We start from the raw sequence: 17505 nt of genomic DNA on the forward strand, positions 1-17505 counted from the left end.
ACGCTCCGGGTTTGGCGCGATTTGCGCGGGGCGCCCGCGAGTTAGGATTTCATTTACTCATCGTGCCGAGCACGCCGCGCAAGATCTCCTTCGCGATGCGCGTGCCGGCTTCGCGCGCCGCGCTCTGCACCGCCGAACGCATGGCGGCTTCCGCCGGGGAGAGGCGCTTGCCTTTGGCGGACCCGAACAGCGTGCCGAGCACGCCGCCAATGACGCCGCCGAGCATGCCCCCCGCCCCGCTTTTTCCGGGGCCGCCGCCCTGCAAGGTTTCGAAAGCGGATTGGCGATCGACGGCCTGATCGTATTTGCCGGCGAATTTGCTGTCCGCGATCACCGCCGCGCGCTCCTCCGGCGTCACCGGTCCGACGCGCGCGGCGGGCGGCGCGATGAGGACGCGGTCGACGATTTCCGGCGCGCCCTTCTCGCCGAGCATGGAGACGAGCGCCTCGCCCACGGCGAGATGCATGATCGCGTCCGTCGTGTCGAAAGAGGGGTTCTTGCTGAACGTCTCGGCGGCGGCGCGCACAGCCTTCTGATCGCGCGGCGTGAAGGCGCGCAGCGCGTGCTGGATGCGGTTGCCGAGCTGGCCCAGCACCGTGTCCGGCACGTCGAGGGGATTTTGCGTGACAAAGTAAACGCCGACGCCCTTCGAGCGAATGAGGCGCACGACCTGCTCGATCGCCGAGAGCAGCGCCTTCGGAGCGTCCTCGAAGAGGAGATGCGCTTCGTCGAAAAAGAAGACGAGTTTGGGTTTGTCGACATCGCCGACTTCGGGAAGCGTCTCGAACAGTTCAGAGAGCATCCACAGAAGGAACGTCGCATAAAGCTTCGGCGAGCGCATCAGCTTTTCGGCTGCGAGAATGTTGACGACGCCGCGCCCGTCGCGATCGGTGCGGATGAAATCCCCGATGTCGAGCGCCGGCTCGCCAAAGAATTTGTCGCCGCCCTGCGTCTCCAGCACGAGAAGCTGGCGCTGGATGGCGCCGACGCTGGCGGGTGCGATATTGCCGTATTTGACCTTGAATTCGGCGGCGTGCTCGGCGACATGCGTCAGCGCCGCGCGCAGATCCTTCAGGTCGAGCAGCAAAAGCCCCTGTTCGTCCGCGACCTTGAAGACGATGTTGAGCACGCCTTCCTGCGTGTCGTTGAGTTCGAGAAGGCGCGAAATCAGCAGCGGGCCCATCTCTGACACCGTCGCGCGCACCATGTGGCCCTGCTCGCCGAAAACGTCCCAGAAGACGACCGGGAAACGATCAGGTTCGTAGCGAAGGCCAATTTCTTCCGCGCGCTTGACGAAAGGAGGCTTGGCGTCGCCCGGCTGCGACAGGCCGGCGAGATCGCCCTTCACGTCTGCGAGGAAAACAGCCGTCCCCGCATTGGAGAAGCCTTCCGCAAGAAGTTGCAAAGACACGGTCTTGCCCCCTCCGGTCGCGCCGGAGATCAGGCCGTGGCGATTGCCGAGCGACAGCGTCAGATAGCGATAGGCGCGCGCCCCGTCATGCGTCGCGCCGACAAGGATCGTTCCGGGGACCGCGTTCGGGCTTTCGGTCTTCGTCTCGCTCATCTGCTCTCGGCTCGCGCGCTTTGGTCGGAATCAGGGAATTAAGCAAAGCTACATCATTCCGGGAGGCGCCGCACGCCACGCGAGCCGCAGGCGCCCCGAACCCGCCTTGGCGAATTCGACGGACCGGGCTAAGTTCCCGGCCGGGAGAAGCGTATGAGGGCAGTACTAGCGATCGTCGGCATGGTGGCCCTGGGAGCGGGCGTCAGCGTCGCGGCCACGACGCCTTCGAAGCCGCTCAAGCTTGCGAGCGCCGTGAATTTGGAGAACAAACGCCCCGTCGCGCTGCTCAATTTCGAGATCGTGTCGCCGGCGCGGGACAAGACGCCGGAGATTGTCGTCGGCAAGCTCGACAAGCCCCTCGCCGCGGGCGCAAGCGCAAGCCTTCCGCTTTCGGGCGTCGAGGGATGCGCCTATCAGGCGCGCTGGGCCTTCGAGGACTTCACGGACGCCGGCGATGTCGACCTGTGCGGCAACGCCCGTATCATTCTCGTCGATTAGCCTCAAAAAAAAGCGCAACGAAGACGCGGTTGAAAACGCGCAAAAACAACAAGCAGGAAACGCAGCATGTCCAGAGGGTCGGTGAAAGGCAACGGCAGAGCGGCTCGGCGCGGCGAGAAAAACGCCCCCAAAGGCCCAGCGGCGTCGAAGCCGTTGCTCATCGGCGCCGGCGTGGTTTTCGCGGCGATCTTCGGCGTCTTCGTCGCGATGACGAGCGGCACGCCGCCCGCGCCGCCGGCTTCGGCGATCGGCGGCCCGTTCCAGCTCACATCGCAAACCGGCCAGCAGGTGAGCGAGAAAGACCTCCTCGGCAAACCGTTTCTCATTTTCTTCGGCTACACGCATTGCCCCGACGTGTGCCACACGACGCTCTTTGAAATGTCCGAGATCATGCGCGCGCTGGGGCCCGACGCGAAGGTCGGCGGGCTTTTCGTGACGGTCGATCCCGAGCGCGACACGCCGGAGGTCCTGAAAGACTATCTCGCCAGCTTCGACTCTCGCATCATCGGCGTCACCGGACCGCGCGCCCAGCTCGAGCCGATGCTGCGCAGCTACCGCATCTATGCGAAGCGCGCGCCCGGCAAGGAAGAAGATTACGCCGTCGATCACACGACCGTCGTCTATCTCATGGACAAGAACGGCCGCTTCGTCACGTCCTTCAATGTCGGCCGCAAACCGGAAGAAGCGGCGAAGGAGCTCGCGCGCTATCTGTAAGGCCAAGCGAGTCGCCGTGGGACGCGATGATTTGCGCAAACGTAGGCAAGCGATTTTTTTTCGGTGCTTGCGTTTTTCGAACTCGCGCGGCGCGGCGCCTTTCGCTAGCATGTGCGCATGCTTCGACTCCTGCGTGACGGACCCGGCCGCAACGGATCGCCCCTCATCGCTCTCGAGCACGCCGGCGAGACGATCGTCGTCGCCTTGCGCCGCGCGACCACCGCGCGGCGTTTTACTCTGCGCGTTCGATTCGCCGCGCGCGACGCCGTTCTCACCATGCCGAGCCGCGCCTCGTTGCGCGACGCGCGCGCCTTCGCCGAAAGTCACGCCGCCTGGATCGCCGCGCGACTCAATCGCCTCCCGGCGACCATTCCCTTCGCGCATGGCTCGGTCGTTCCTCTGCGCGGCGTCGACCATGCGCTGATTCATCTACCCGACCGGCGGGGCACGGTCTGGGTCGAAGAACGCGACGATCCGGAAACGCGCTTTGCGCTGTGCGTCGCGGGCCATGCCGAGCATGTGCATCGGCGCGTGCAGGATCATTTCAAGCGCGAGGCGCGGCGCGATCTCGAAAGCGCGGTCGCGCGCCACACCGCCGCGCTCGGTCTGCCGCCGCGCGGCGTCGGCCTGCGCGATCCGGTGAGCCGCTGGGGCTCCTGCTCCTCTTCGGGCTCGCTAAATTTTTCATGGCGTTTGATCATGGCGCCCGGCTTCGTTCTGGATTATCTAGCGGCGCATGAGGTGGCGCACCTCGTCCATCTCGACCATTCGCCGCGATTCTGGTCGCTGGCGCGTCGTCTGTGCCCGGACACCGATCGCGCCGAAAGCTGGCTCTCGGCGCATGGCGCGCATCTTCATAAATACGGAGCCAAGGGATGACGCTCGATCGCCGGCGTCTGATCGCCGCAGCAGCTCTGCTTCCCTTCGCCGGGAATGCGCGGGCGGAAAATGCGCAGACAGGAGCGAGGACCGGCAAGCGTCTTCTGGTTCTGGATTTCGAAATCATCGACACGTCGCAGGAGCCGACGGACCAGCGCGCGGACCATGCACGGCGTCTTGCCGCAGCGCGCGACGCGATTTCCTCGGGCCTCGCCGCGCGCGGAACCTATGATATCGTCGACCGCAACTTGATCCAGGGCGATCTCGACCGCATCGAGGCGCAGACCTTCTTGCGCAGCTGCAATTGCGTCGCGGATCTCGGCCGAAAGGCCGGGGCCGATCTCGTCATGACCGGGCTCGTCAACAAGGTCAGCACGCTCATTCTGAGCATGGGCGTCTCGATCACACGCGCATCGTCCGGCGAGCTTGTCTTTCATCAAGGCTTTGATTTTCGCGGCGATAACGACAATTCCTACGCGCGCGCCGCGAAGTTCTTCACCGAGCGCATCGCGCGCGATCCCGCGACCTGACGAATTGCAAGGCGACAAGATGAGCGAGACCAAGAGCGATAAAGCCGCGCCGCCCTGGACCGCCGTCTTTTCCCGCCCGCGCGGAGCGCTGCTCGCGGAGCTCATCAAGCGCGCGCAGGCCCTGCCCCCGATCCGCATGGGCGTCGTCCACCCTTGTGATCGCCCCTCGCTCGAAGGGGCGCTGGCGGCGCGCGACAAGGGGCTGATCGTGCCGACCCTCATCGGCCCCTGCAAGAAGATGGAGGCCGCCGCGCGCGAGGCCGGAGTGTCGCTGGAAGACGTCGACATCGTCGAGGCGCCCCACAGCCACGCCGCGGCGGATCAGGCCGTCGAGCTGGTGCGACGGGGCAAGCTACACGCGATCATGAAGGGGGCGCTGCACACGGACGAGCTGATGGCCGCCGTGGTGCGCGAGGGCACGGGCCTGCGCACCGACCGGCGCATCAGCCATGTCTTCGTCATCGACGCGCCGACCTACCACAAGCTGCTCTTCGTCACCGACGCGGCGATCAACATCGCGCCGACGCTCGACGTCAAGCGCGACATCGTGCGCAACGCCGCCGACCTCGCCCACGCGATCGGCATCGAACGGCCGAAGGTCGCGATTCTCTCGGCCGTCGAAACCGTCGAGGCCAAGATTCCCTCCACCGTGGAGGCCGCGGCGCTCTGCAAGATGGCCGATCGCGGCCAGATCGCGGGCGCGCTGCTCGACGGGCCGCTCGCTTTCGACAACGCCATCTCGCGCGAGGCCGCCGACGCCAAGCATATCGTTTCCGATGTCGCCGGCGACCCCGACATTCTCGTCGCCCCCGACCTAGAATCCGGCAACATCCTCGCCAAGCAGCTCGTCTTCCTCGCGGGGGCCGATACGGCCGGCGTCGTCCTCGGCGCCCGCGTCCCCATCGTGCTGACCAGCCGGGCCGACGATGTCGGCTCCCGGGTCGCCTCCTCGGCCCTGGCCCAGCTTTTCACGCACCGCAAGCGCGAGACGGCCTAGCCGCCTCGACAAGAGCCCCCCGCGCGTGGCAGAACCGCCGCCGAACGACAGATTTCCCGGAAGGGGCGGCTCCGTTTCGCCCTCCTGCTTCGAGATGGCTCCTGCGGAGCCTCCTCAGCATGAGGGCGCAGGCGGCGCCCTTACGTTTCCTCATCCCGAGGAGCCCGCAACGCGGGCGTCTCGAAGGACGAGGAAACGTCCACATCAGAAGCCGACATGACCGACATCGCGAAACTCGAAGAAGACACGCTGCGCCAGATCAACGAGGCCGCCGACGAGCCGGCGCTGGAGGCGGTGCGACTCGCCGCTCTGGGCAAGAAAGGCGCGATTTCGGCCCTGCTCTCGACGCTCGGCAAAATGTCCCCTGAGGAGCGCAAGACCGAAGGCGCGAAGATCAACGCGCTCAAGGACAAGGCGACCGAGGCCCTCGCCGCCCGCCGCGCCGAGTTGGCCGAGGCGGCGCTGGAGTCGCGGCTCAAGGCCGAGACGCTCGACGTGACGCTCCCCGCCGCAACGAGCCCGCTGGAGCGCGGCCGCATTCACCCGATCTCGCAGGTGATGGACGAGCTGTCGGTGATCTTCGCCGACATGGGCTTCGCCGTGGCGGAAGGGCCCGACATCGAGAGCGACGACTACAATTTCACGAAGCTGAACTTCCCCGAGGGCCATCCGGCCCGCGAGATGCAGGACACGTTCTTCCTCGCCCCGGAAGCCGGCGAGAAGAAGCTGCTGCGCACGCATACCAGCCCGGTGCAGGTCCGCACCATGCTGACGCAAAAGCCGCCGATCCGCGTGATCTGCCCCGGCCGCGTCTATCGCTGCGACTTCGACCAGACGCATACGCCGATGTTCCATCAGGTTGAGGGACTCGTCATCGACCAGTCGACCCATATGGGCCATCTCAAATGGGTGCTCGAGGAGTTCCTGAAGAGCTTCTTCGAGGTGAAGGGCGTGAAGCTGCGCATGCGCCCTTCCTTCTTCCCCTTCACCGAGCCGTCGATGGAAGTCGACGTGCAGTGCCGGCGCCAGGGCGGCGAAATCCGCTTCGGCGAGGGCGAGGACTGGATGGAGATCCTCGGCTGCGGCATGGTGCACCCGAATGTGCTGCGCAATTGCGGGCATGATCCCGACATCTATCAGGGCTTCGCCTTCGGCGTCGGCATCGACCGCCTCGCCATGCTGAAATACGGCATGTCGGACCTGCGCGCCTTCTTCGACGCCGACACGCGCTGGCTGGAGCATTACGGATTCAGGCCGCTGGATTTCCCGACGCTTGCGGGCGGGTTGAGCAGTTGAACGCAAGTAACGGAACGCAGCAATGGCATGGGTTCAAAGCGTCGAACGCAGAGAAGGCAAGGGTCGCCTCCAGCCTTCCCAGGTCGTCGCGTTTGTGAAGGTCTTCGATGCAGAAGACAGCACGCCGGTCGTTCAGATCGACACGCTTGGCTCTGAAGAACGCAAGAATCCCGGCAAGCAAAGCCAAACGCTTCAATTTGGAAAAGAGTCCGCGAAGCAGCTCTTCGACATCCTGAAGCAGACCTACAATTTTTAGAAGACGGGCATGAAACTCACCCTCTCCTGGCTCAAAGAGCATCTCGACACATCCGCCACGCTCGCCGAGATCGTCGAGACGCTCACGCGCATCGGCCTCGAAGTCGAATATGTGCATGATCCCGCCGCGCAGCTCAAAGACTTCAAGATCGCACAGATTGTCGAGGCGACGCAGCATCCCAACGCCGATCGCCTGCGCGTCTGCAAGGTCGATACGGGCGCGGGCGAACTCGTGCAGGTCGTCTGCGGCGCGCCCAATGCGCGCACAGGCCTCAAGAGCGTCTTCTCGGCGCCGGGCACTTACATTCCCGGCAAGAAGATCACGCTGGGCAAGGGCAATATTCGTGGCGTCGATTCGCTCGGCATGATGTGCTCCTTCGAGGAGCTGGAGCTCGCGACGGAAAGCGACGGCATCATCGAATTGCCCGAAGACGCGCCGATCGGCGCGGTTTACGCGCAATGGGCCGGGCTGGACGATCCGGTCATCGAGATCAATCTCACGCCGAACCGCCCCGACGCTGCGGGCGTCTACGGCGTCGCGCGCGATCTTGCGGCGGCGGGCCTCGGCGTTCTCAAGACGAAAGACATTCTCCCCGTCGAGGGCAAATTCCCCTGCCCCGTCGGCGTGACGCTGGATTTCCCGGAAGGCGAGAAACATCTCGCGCCCTTCTTTGGCCTGCGCCTCGTGCGCGGCGTGACGAACCGTCCGAGCCCCGACTGGCTGCAGAAGCGCCTGCGCGAAATCGGCCTGCGCCCCATCAACGCGCTCGTCGACATCACCAATTATCTCACCTTCGACCGCGCCCGCCCGCTCCACGTCTTCGACGCCAAAAAGGTGAAGGGCGCTCTCGTCGTGCGCAAGGCGAAGAAGGGCGAGACGCTGCTCGCTCTCGACGGCAAGACGCATGAGCTCGATGACGCCATGGTCGTCATCTGCGACGACAATGGCGTCGAATCCATCGCGGGCGTGATGGGCGGCGAGGTGTCGGGCTGCAACGACGACACGACCGACGTGCTGATCGAGACGGCGCTCTGGGACCCGCAGAACATCGCCCATACGGGCCGCAAGCTCGGAATCGTCACCGACGCTCGCTACCGCTTCGAGCGCGGCGTCGACCCCGCCTTCGCGCTGCCCGGCGGCGAGTTTGCGACGCAGCTCGTCATGGAGCTTTGCGGCGGCGAGGCGTCCGAATGGGTGATCGCCGGCGCCGTTCCGCGCGAGACGAAGGTCGTCGACTTCCCCTGGTCCGAGACGCAGCGCCTCGCGGGCGTCGACGTTTCGCAGGCCGACGCGACGGCCATTCTGGAACGCCTCGGCTTCACGGTCGAAAAGAACGGCGAGGACCGCGCCAAGATCGCTGCGCCGAGCTGGCGCCCCGACATTGAAGGCAAGGCCGATATTGTCGAGGAGATCGTCCGCATTCTCGGCGTCGATAACGTGCCCTCGACGCCCCTGCCCCGCACTGAGGGCGTCGCGCCCGCCGTCCTCACCGTCATGCAGAAGCGCGCCCGCAACGCCCGCCGCGCGCTCGCCGCGCAGGGGCTCGTCGAGGCCGTGACCTGGTCCTTCATTTCGACCGAGGAGGCGGAAGCCTTTGGCGGCGGCGCGGCGGGATTGAAGCTCGCCAACCCGATCGCCGCCGAATTGTCCGACATGCGCCCGAGCCTGCTGCCCGGCCTCGTCGCCGCGGCGGGACGCAACGCCGCGCGGGGCCTCGGTGATCAGGACCTCTTCGAAGTCGGCCAGATCTTCCTCGACCCGAGCGAGAAGGGCCAGCGCCTTTCCGCGGCCGGCATTCGCCGTGGCCTCGCCGGCGCCGGCCGCCATTGGTCGGCGCAGGCCCAACGCGCCGGCGCCTTCGACGCCAAGGCGGACGCGATGGCGCTGCTCGGCGCGCTCGGCGTCGCGACGGGCGGGTTGCAGGTCGTCCCGGGTGGACCGTCCTGGTTCCATCCGGGCCGTTCGGCCACGCTGCAATTCGGCCCCAAGGCCGTCATCGGCTATTTTGGCGAATTGCATCCGCGCGCACTGAAGGCGCTCGACGTGGAGGGGCCCATCGCGGCCTTCGAGATCGTGCTCGATAATCTCCCGGCGCCCAAGGCGAAGCCCACCAAGATCAAGCCGAAGCTGGAGCTCTCCGACCTCCAGCCGCTCTCCCGCGATTTCGCCTTCATCCTCGATCGCGCGGCGAACGCCGGCGATCTTGTCAAGGCCGTCGCGGGCGCCGACAAGGCGCTGATCACGAATGTCAGCGTCTTCGATATCTATGAGGGCGTCGGCGTGCCGGAGGGCAAGAAGTCCGTCGGCGTCGCCGTGACCTTGCAGCCGCGCGAGAAGACGCTCACCGACGCCGAAATCGAAGCCGTGGCCACGAAGATCGTCGCGGAGGCGGAGAAGAAGACCGGAGCGACGCTGCGGTGAGGCGCGGTCTTCTTACGCTCGCGCTTTTCGTTGCGACGCCCGCTTTCGCCGGCCCGCGCTCAATCGACGATTGCGAGGCGATCAAGGAAGCGAACGCCTATAATCTCTGCCTCGCTTCCTTCGGCCCGATGCGCGGCCAGCATGGCGCGAGCTATCCCGGCGTCGCCAGCGAGGGCCAGAAGGGCGGCGGCGCGAAGAACCGCGCGTCCGCATCCGCCGGCGCCCGCCACGCGACAGCCTCGGGCGGCTATGGCGGGGCCGTGTCCCATACAAGCGGCGGGCGGGTGCGGATGGAGTTCACGCCAGGGCGGCGGTGACGCGCGAAAAAGTCCGGTGGATGGTTCGCGCTGAAAACGAGCGATAAACCCCGAATTTACCTCTTGGCAAACGGGCGCGGCCCCATTAAATAGGCCGTTCCGGGGCTGGCTTTTGGAATCTCCCGCCCCGATTTCAGATTTGGAGCTTCCGCCTGAACCTAGGCTTTGTCAACGGCTTAGGATGATGGCGGTGGATAGGCCGGCGGACCCGGGGGTTATGCCTCGCGTCCCGTCCGGCCATGTCCTGTCCGAGACTGCCGGCGCGCGCGAGGGGTTTTCCACAATCCCGAACGGCTCAATCGGCTGAGGGCGACATGAGAAATCTGTCGTCCGAAACCGGCCTGCACAGACGGGGAAACCGGAATTTTTTGGCCGGCGGCGCAAGCCGACGTCCTTCGAATTTGGTTCACGCCCCTTCAACCAGAGCCTTCGCCCTCGGGCGGGGAGCGCTGGGGACAGGATCTACGGCGCCGCCTGCTTCCGCGGGCGGCATGTCGCAACCGGCGGGTTTTCCCGCCTGTTAGAAGAGAGCAACCGTGGATAGAGCGGAGAAAAAAGAAGCCGTTGCGGCGCTCAACCAGACCTTCTCGAAGGCTGGCGCGATCGTCGTTGCGCACTACTCCGGCTTGACGGTCGCCCAGATGCAGGCCCTGCGCAAGCGGGCTCGCGCAGCGGCGCCACCGTTCAGGTCGCCAAGAACCGCCTCGCCAAGATCGCTCTCGAATGGCACGAGCGTCGCCGATCGGCCCCTTGCTCAAGGGACCGACCCTGATCGCCTATTCGGACGATCCGGTGGCGGCGCCGAAGGTCGCCGTGGCTTTCGCCAAGGAACACGACAAGTTCGTGATCCTGGGCGGAGCGCTGGGCGCGACGCTGCTGAACGCCGACGGCGTCAAGTCGCTTGCGACGATGCCGTCTCTCGACGAACTGCGCGCCAAGATCGTCGGCCTCATCAACGCCCCGCGACCAAGATCGCCCAGCTCTCGACCGCGCCTGCCGCCAAGCTCGCGCGCGTGTTCGGCGCTTACGCCAAGAAAGACGCGGCCTAAGAGGCACGCCTACAAAACTGAACCAAATTCAAAGGACGCTACAAAATGGCTAATCTCGAAAAGATCGTCGAAGACCTCTCGACCCTCACCGTGCTCGAGGCGGCTGAGCTCGCGAAGCTCCTCGAAGAGAAGTGGGGCGTTTCGGCCGCGGCCGCCGTCGCCGTCGCCGCCGCTCCGGCCGCTGGCGCCGCCGCTGCGGCTCCGGCCGAAGAGAAGACCGAGTTCAACGTGATCCTGGCTTCGGCCGGCGACAAGAAGATCGAAGTCATCAAGGAAGTCCGCGCCATCACCGGCCTCGGCCTGAAGGAAGCCAAGGACCTCGTCGAGGGCGCGCCGAAGCCGATCAAGGAAGGCGCTTCCAAGGAAGAGGCCGAGAAGATCAAGGCGACCCTCGAGAAGGTCGGCGCCAAGGTCGAGCTCAAGTAATTCGGCTCGCCGTCGCTTAGCGACGGCCTCCCGCCGGGAGAGGTCCCGGCTCAGGCCGGGGCCGCGCGAAATTCCGCGCAAGCGGCGCTATTCCGTCAGAATCGCAATGGTTCAAAACGGGCTATCCTCGGGTTCGCGAACCGGCGGCCCTTAAACAAGAGAGGTTCGAGGACGACATGGCTCAGCGTCGCGCGCAAGTTCACCGATATCGCAAGCGCACCAGCCGCAAACGCCTTCGCAAATTCGGTCACATCCGGGAAGCCGCGGAGATGCCCAATCTGATCGAAGTGCAGAAGGCCTCCTACGATCAATTCCTGCTTGTCGACGAGCCCAAGGGCGGCCGCCCCGAAGAGGGCCTGCAGTCCGTCTTCAAATCCGTCTTCCCGATTTCCGATTTCTCCGGCGTCGCGCTGGAATTCGTCCGCTACGAGTTCGAGCAGCCGAAATACGACGTCGACGAGTGCCGCAGCGCGGCATGACCTTCGCCGCGCCGCTCAAGGTGACGCTGCGCCTCATCGTGTTTGATGTCGATCCGGAGACGCAGGCCAAGTCGGTCAAGGACATCAAGGAGCAGGACGTCTACATGGGCGACATGCCGCTTCATGACGTCGAACGGCACCTTCATCGTCAACGGCACCGAGCGCGTCATCGTCTCGCAGATGCACCGTTCGCCGGGCGTCTTCTTCGACCACGACAAGGGCAAGAGCCATTCTTCCGGCAAGCTGCTGTTCGCCGCCCGCATCATTCCCTATCGCGGCTCCTGGCTCGACATCGAATTCGACGCCAAGGACATCGTCTATGCGCGCATCGACCGCCGCCGCAAGATTCCGGTGACGTCGCTGCTCTTCGCGCTCGGCCTCGACGGCGAAGAGATCCTCTCGACCTTCTACAAGACCATCCCCTACACGGCCGATGGCGAAAACTGGCGCATGCCCTTCGACGCCGAGCGCATGAAGGGCGTGAAGGCCGTCGCCGACATGATCGACGCCGACACGGGACGAGGTCATTCTCGCGCGCCAAGAAGCTCGCCGTGCGCGCGGCGCGCCAGCTCGCCGAAAGGGCGTGAAGGCGATCCGCGTCGCCGCCGAAGACCTCTACGGCCAGTATCTCGCCAGGACCTCTTCGATCCGTCGACCGGCGAGATCTTCGCCGAAGCGGGCGACGAGATCACCGCGAAGACGCTGCCGCTGCTGCTCGAAAAGGGCTTCGACGAGCTGCCGATCCTCGACATCGACCACATCAATGTCGGTCCCTACATCCGCAACACGCTGCGGTCGACAAGAACTCGAACCGCGCGGAAGCGCTGTTCGACATCTACCGCGTCATGCGCCCCGGCGAGCCGCCGACCATCGACACGGCGGAAGCCATGTTCCATTCGCTGTTCTTCGACGCCGAGCGTTACGACCTCTCGGCGGTCGGCCGCGTGAAGATGAACATGCGCCTCGATCTCGACGCGCCCGACACGATGCGCGTGCTGCGCCGCGAGGACATCCTCGCCGTCGTGAAGGCGCTCGTCGACCTGCGCGACGGCAAGCGGCGAGATCGACGACATCGACCATCTCGGCAACCGCCGCGTCCGCTCGGTCGGCGAGCTGATGGAAAATCAGTATCGCGTCGGTCTGCTGCGCATGGAGCGCGCCATCAAGGAGCGCATGTCCTCGGTCGACATCGACACGGTGATGCCGCAGGACCTGATCAACGCCAAGCCGGCAGCCGCGGCGGTGCGCGAGTTCTTCGGCTCGTCGCAGCTCTCGCAGTTCATGGACCAGACCAACCCGCTCTCCGAGATCACCCACAAGCGCCGTCTCTCGGCGCTTGGGTCCGGGCGGTCTCACGCGCGAGCGCGCCGGCTTCGAGGTGCGCGACGTGCACCCGACGCATTACGGCCGCATCTGCCCGATCGAGACGCCGGAAGGTCCGAACATCGGCCTCATCAACTCGCTCGCGACCTTCGCGCGCGTGAACAAATACGGCTTCATCGAAAGCCCCTATCGCCGCGTGCGCGACGGCAAGGTGACGAACGAGGTCGCCTATCTCTCCGCCATGGAAGAGGCGAAGTATCACGTCGCCCAGGCCAATGCGCCGATCGACGCCGACGGCAATCTGACGGAAGACCTCGTGCTCTGCCGTCATGCCGGCGATGTGATGCTTGTCCCGCGCGAAAAAGTCGACGCGATGGACGTGTCGCCCAAGCAGCTCGTCTCGGTCGCCGCGGCGCTCATCCCGTTCCTCGAGAACGACGACGCCAACCGCGCGCTGATGGGCTCGAACATGCAGCGTCAGGCCGTGCCGCTGGTCAAGGCGGACGCGCCGCTCGTCGGCACCGGCATGGAAGAACGCGTCGCGCCGGACTCCGGCGCTGCGATCGCGGCGCGCCGCACCGGCGTCGTCGACCAGATCGACGCGACCCGTATCGTTATCCGCGCGACGGAAGAGCTCGATCCGGCCAAGCCGGGCGTCGACATCTATCGCCTGATGAAGTTCCAGCGCTCGAACCAGTCGACCTGCATCAACCAGAAGCCGCTCGTCCGCGTCGGCGACCTGGTCAAGAAGGGCGACATCATCGCCGACGGCCCCTCGACGATCTCGGCGATCTCGCGCTCGGCCGCAACGTGCTCGTCGCCTTCATGCCGTGGAACGGCTACAACTTCGAAGACTCGATCCTCCTGAACGAGCGCATCGTGAAGGAAGACGTGTTCACCTCGATTCACATCGACGAATTCGAGGTGATGGCGCGCGACACCAAGCTCGGCCCCGAGGAAATCACGCGCGATATTCCGAACGTCTCGGAAGAGACGCTGAAGAACCTCGACGAAGCGGGCATCGTCTACATCGGCGCCGAAGTGCAGGCGGGCGACATTCTCGTCGGCAAGATCACGCCGAAGGGCGAAAGCCCGATGACGCCGGAAGAAAAGCTTCTGCGCGCCATCTTCGGCGAGAAAGGCCTCCGACGTGCGCGACACCTCGCTGCGCGTGCCGCCGGGCGTTCAGGGCACGATCGTCGAAGTGCGCGTCTTCAACCGCCACGGCGTCGAGAAGGACGAGCGCGCGCAGGCGATCGAGCGCGAAGAGATCGAGCGTCTCGCCAAGGACCGCGACGACGAGCTCGCGATCCTCGACCGCAACGTCTACGCGCGTCTCGCCGAGATGCTCATCGGCAAGAAGGCGATTGCCGGCCCGAAGAGCTTCAAGAAGGATCAGACGCTCACCCAGGCGATCCTCGACGAATATCCCCGCTCGCAGTGGTGGACCTTCGTCATCGAGGACGACGAGCTGATGGCCGCCATCGAAGCCGTCCGCAAGCAGTACGACGAGTCGAAGAAGGGCCTCGAAACGCGCTTCCTCGATAAGGTCGAGAAGCTCCAGCGCGGCGACGAGCTGCCGCCCGGCGTGATGAAGATGGTCAAGGTCTTCGTCGCGGTGAAGCGCAAGATCCAGCCGGGCGACAAGATGGCCGGCCGTCACGGCAACAAGGGCGTCGTCTCGCGCATCGTGCCGCAGGAAGACATGCCCTTCCTCGAGGACGGCACGCCCGTCGACATCGTGCTGAACCCGCTCGGCGTGCCGAGCCGCGCATGAACGTCGGCCAGATTCTCGAGACGCATCTGGCTGGGCCTGCGCTGGCCTCGGCAAGCAGGTCGGCGGGGCCGTCGACGCCTATCTGAAGTCAAAGGACGCATCGATCCTGCGCGACGCGCTGACCGACGTCTATGGCAAGGACGAGGAGATCGACAAGCTCGACGACGGCCTGCTGCTGGAGACGACGAAGGATCTGCGCCGCGGCGTGCCGATCGCGACGCCCGTCTTCGACGGCGCGCGCGAGAAGGACATCGTCGACATGCTGTCCAAGGCGGGCCACGACCCGTCGGGCCAGGTGACGCTCTTCGACGGCCGCACGGGCGAGCCTTCGATCGCAAGGTGACCGTCGGCTACATCTACATGCTGAAGCTGCACCATCTGTCGACGACAAGATCCATGCGCGCTCGATCGGTCCGTACTCGCTCGTCACCCAGCAGCCGCTGGGCGGCAAGGCGCAGTTCGGCGGCCAGCGTTTCGGCGAAATGGAGGTCTGGGCGCTCGAAGCCTACGGCGCCGCCTACACGCTGCAGGAAATGCTGACCGTGAAGTCCGACGACGTCGCCGGCCGCACCAAGGTCTATGAAGCGATCGTCGCGGCGACGACACATTCGAGGCCGGCATTCCGGAGAGCTTCAACGTGCTCATCAAGGAAATGCGGTCGCTGGCGCTCAACGTCGAGCTGACCAACGCGAGCTGCCGCAGATCGAAGCCGAGAACGATCAGCCGGAGACACCGGAAGCGCCGCAAGCGCAATTCCGCCCGAACGGGTCGTGACCCTCACAAAAAACGCCTCGAAGAGGATCTCCGCCCCTCGGAAGCGGGAGATGCAAATGGCGGCAACGACTTTTCGACCGGCTAAGGGAGTTCCAAATCGGGACGCGCGCGCCGCGCCGCGTCCAGGAGAAGACCATGAATCAGCAAGAGGTCATGAATCTCTTCAATCCGGTCGTGGCGACGCAGGCCTTCGACCAGATTCAGATTTCGATCGCGAGCCCGGAGAAGATCCTCTCCTGGTCCTTCGGCGAGATCAAAAAGCCCGAGACGATCAACTACCGCACCTTCAAGCCGGAGCGCGACGGCCTGTTCTGCGCGCGCATCTTCGGGCCGATCAAGGACTATGAGTGCTTGTGCGGCAAGTACAAGCGCATGAAATACAAGGGCGTCATCTGCGAGAAGTGCGGCGTCGAAGTCACGCTCGCGCGCGTTCGCCGCGACGCATGGGCCACATCTCGCTCGCCGCGCCCGTCGCGCACATCTGGTTCCTGAAGTCGCTGCCGTCGCGCATCGGCCTTCTGCTCGACATGACGCTGAAGGATCTCGAGCGCATTCTCTATTTCGAGTCCTACATCGTCATCGATCCGGGCCTCACGCCGCTCAAGGAGCGTCAGCTCCTGTCCGAAGAGGAATATCTGACGGCCAGGACGAATATGGCCAGGACACTTCACCGCCATGATCGGCGCCGAGGCGATCCGCCGCCTGCTCGAGTCGATGGACCTCGAGAGCATCGCCGAGCCTCTGCGCCAGGAGATCGCCGAGGCGACGACCGAGCTGAAGCCCAAGAAGCTCGCCAAGCGCCTGAAGATCATCGAGGCCTTCATCCAATCGGGCAACAAGCCGGAATGGATGATCCTGAAAGAGATCCCGGTCATCCCGCCGGATCTGCGTCCGCTCGTGCCGCTCGACGGCGGCCGCTTCGCGACCTCGGATTTCAACGATCTCTACCGCCGCGTCATCAACCGCAACAACCGCCTGAAGCGGCTGATCGAGCTGCGCGCGCCGGACATCATCATCCGCAACGAAAAGCGCATGCTGCAGGAGGCCGTCGACGCGCTGTTCGACAACGGCCGCCGCGGCCGCGTCATCACGGGCGCCAACAAGCGTCCGCTGAAGTCGCTCGCCGACATGCTGAAGGGCAAGCAGGGCCGCTTCCGCCAGAACCTGCTCGGCAAGCGCGTCGACTATTCCGGCCGCTCGGTCATCGTCGTCGGCCCGGAGCTCAAGCTGCATCAATGCGGCCTGCCCAAGAAGATGGCGCTCGAGCTCTTCAAGCCCTTCATCTATTCGCGCGTCTCGACGCGAAGGGCTATTCGGCGACCGTGAAGCAAGCGAAGAAGCTCGTCGAAAGGAGAAGCCCGAGGTTTGGGACATCCTCGACGAGGTCATTCGCGAGCATCCGGTGCTGCTGAACCGCGCCCCGACGCTGCATCGTCTCGGCATCCAGGCCTTCGAGCCGGTGCTGATCGAGGGCAAGGCGATCCAGCTTCATCCGCTCGTCTGCGCGGCCTTCAACGCCGACTTCGACGGCGACCAGATGGCCGTGCACGTGCCGCTGTCGCTCGAAGCGCAGCTCGAAGCGCGCGTCTGATGATGTCGACGAACAACATCCTGCATCCGGCCAATGGTCAGCCGATCATCGTGCCGTCGCAGGACATCGTGCTCGGCCTCTACTATCTGACGCTGATCGTGACGGCGAGCCGGGCCAGGGCATGTGCTTCGCCAATCAGGGCGAAATCGAGCACGCGCTCGCGGCCAAGGCGATCACGCTGCACGCCAAGGTCAAGGGCCGCGGCTGGACCTATGACGCGAACGGCGAGCGCGTGGCGAAGATCTTCGACACGACGCCCGGCCGCATGATCCTCGGCCAGCTCCTGCCCAAGCATCCGAAGATCCCCTTCGACGTCGTCAACAAGCTGATGACGAAGAAGGAAATCTCGAACATGATCGACACCGTCTACCGCAACTGCGGTCAGAAGGAGACGGTGATCTTCTGCGACCGCATCATGGCGCTCGGCTTCCGCGAAGCCTTCAAGGCCGGCATCTCGTTCGGCAAGGACGACATGGTCGTTCCGGAGACGAAGGAGAAGATCGTCGCCGAGACGCGCGCCGCGGCGAAGGAATACGAGCAGCAGTACAACGACGGCCTGATCACCCAGGGCGAGAAGTACAACAAGGTCGTCGACGCCTGGATGAAGTGCACGG

11 protein-coding genes and 3 pseudogenes are annotated in these 17505 nt (G+C 65.0%); 13 read left to right on the forward strand and 1 reads right to left on the reverse strand.

The genetic code is table 11. The features are described from left to right. Positions 1-49: 49 nt before the first annotated feature. The gene (locus ACPFMJ_RS08920) at positions 50-1564 is read right to left on the reverse strand and encodes a helicase HerA-like domain-containing protein (RefSeq protein ID WP_424363454.1); all 1515 of its coding nucleotides are present in this window, start codon (positions 1562-1564) and stop codon (positions 50-52) included. Between the two features lie 153 nt (positions 1565-1717). Here ACPFMJ_RS08920 and ACPFMJ_RS08925 point away from each other — a divergent pair, with 153 nt between their 5' ends. The 13 genes and pseudogenes from ACPFMJ_RS08925 to rpoC form a co-directional block, all read left to right on the forward strand. Next, a complete protein-coding gene (locus tag ACPFMJ_RS08925; RefSeq protein WP_424363455.1) occupies positions 1718-2062 on the forward strand; it encodes a hypothetical protein in 345 nt (114 codons plus the stop codon). Between the two features lie 66 nt (positions 2063-2128). Continuing rightward, a complete protein-coding gene (locus ACPFMJ_RS08930; RefSeq protein ID WP_424363456.1) occupies positions 2129-2776 on the forward strand; it encodes an SCO family protein in 648 nt (215 codons plus the stop codon). A 117-nt stretch (positions 2777-2893) separates the two neighbouring features. Further along, positions 2894-3655, forward strand: a complete 762-nt coding sequence (locus ACPFMJ_RS08935; protein ID WP_424363457.1) for a M48 family metallopeptidase — start codon at positions 2894-2896, stop codon at positions 3653-3655. Further along, entirely contained in the window at positions 3652-4185 is a 534-nt protein-coding gene (locus ACPFMJ_RS08940; RefSeq protein ID WP_424363458.1) for a DUF3280 domain-containing protein, read from the forward strand. Before ACPFMJ_RS08935 ends, ACPFMJ_RS08940 begins: the two co-directional genes overlap by 4 nt. A 19-nt stretch (positions 4186-4204) precedes the next feature. Further along, positions 4205-5182, forward strand: coding sequence for a bifunctional enoyl-CoA hydratase/phosphate acetyltransferase (locus tag ACPFMJ_RS08945; protein ID WP_424363459.1), 978 nt, complete (start codon positions 4205-4207; stop codon positions 5180-5182). Between the two features lie 216 nt (positions 5183-5398). Beyond that, positions 5399-6478, forward strand: coding sequence for a phenylalanine--tRNA ligase subunit alpha (gene pheS / locus ACPFMJ_RS08950; protein WP_424363460.1), 1080 nt, complete (start codon positions 5399-5401; stop codon positions 6476-6478). A 22-nt stretch (positions 6479-6500) separates the two neighbouring features. Next, positions 6501-6734, forward strand: coding sequence for a hypothetical protein (locus ACPFMJ_RS08955; RefSeq protein ID WP_424363461.1), 234 nt, complete (start codon positions 6501-6503; stop codon positions 6732-6734). Positions 6735-6743: 9 nt separating this feature from the next. Continuing rightward, entirely contained in the window at positions 6744-9155 is a 2412-nt protein-coding gene (gene pheT, locus ACPFMJ_RS08960) for a phenylalanine--tRNA ligase subunit beta (RefSeq protein WP_424363462.1), read from the forward strand. After that, positions 9152-9472, forward strand: coding sequence for a hypothetical protein (locus tag ACPFMJ_RS08965; RefSeq protein ID WP_424363463.1), 321 nt, complete (start codon positions 9152-9154; stop codon positions 9470-9472). Before pheT ends, ACPFMJ_RS08965 begins: the two co-directional genes overlap by 4 nt. Positions 9473-10008: 536 nt before the next feature. Next, positions 10009-10521, forward strand: a pseudogene (gene rplJ / locus ACPFMJ_RS08970) (50S ribosomal protein L10). Positions 10522-10566: 45 nt separating this feature from the next. Continuing rightward, positions 10567-10947, forward strand: coding sequence for a 50S ribosomal protein L7/L12 (rplL, locus tag ACPFMJ_RS08975; RefSeq protein ID WP_424363464.1), 381 nt, complete (start codon positions 10567-10569; stop codon positions 10945-10947). A 176-nt stretch (positions 10948-11123) separates the two neighbouring features. Further along, positions 11124-15217, forward strand: a pseudogene (rpoB, locus tag ACPFMJ_RS08980) (DNA-directed RNA polymerase subunit beta); the annotation flags it as partial. 218 nt (positions 15218-15435) lie between these two features. After that, positions 15436-17505, forward strand: a pseudogene (gene rpoC / locus ACPFMJ_RS08985) (DNA-directed RNA polymerase subunit beta'); the annotation flags it as partial.

The sequence above is a fragment of the Methylocystis parvus genome, from assembly GCF_049675845.1.
Taxonomy (GTDB): domain Bacteria; phylum Pseudomonadota; class Alphaproteobacteria; order Rhizobiales; family Beijerinckiaceae; genus Methylocystis; species Methylocystis parvus_A.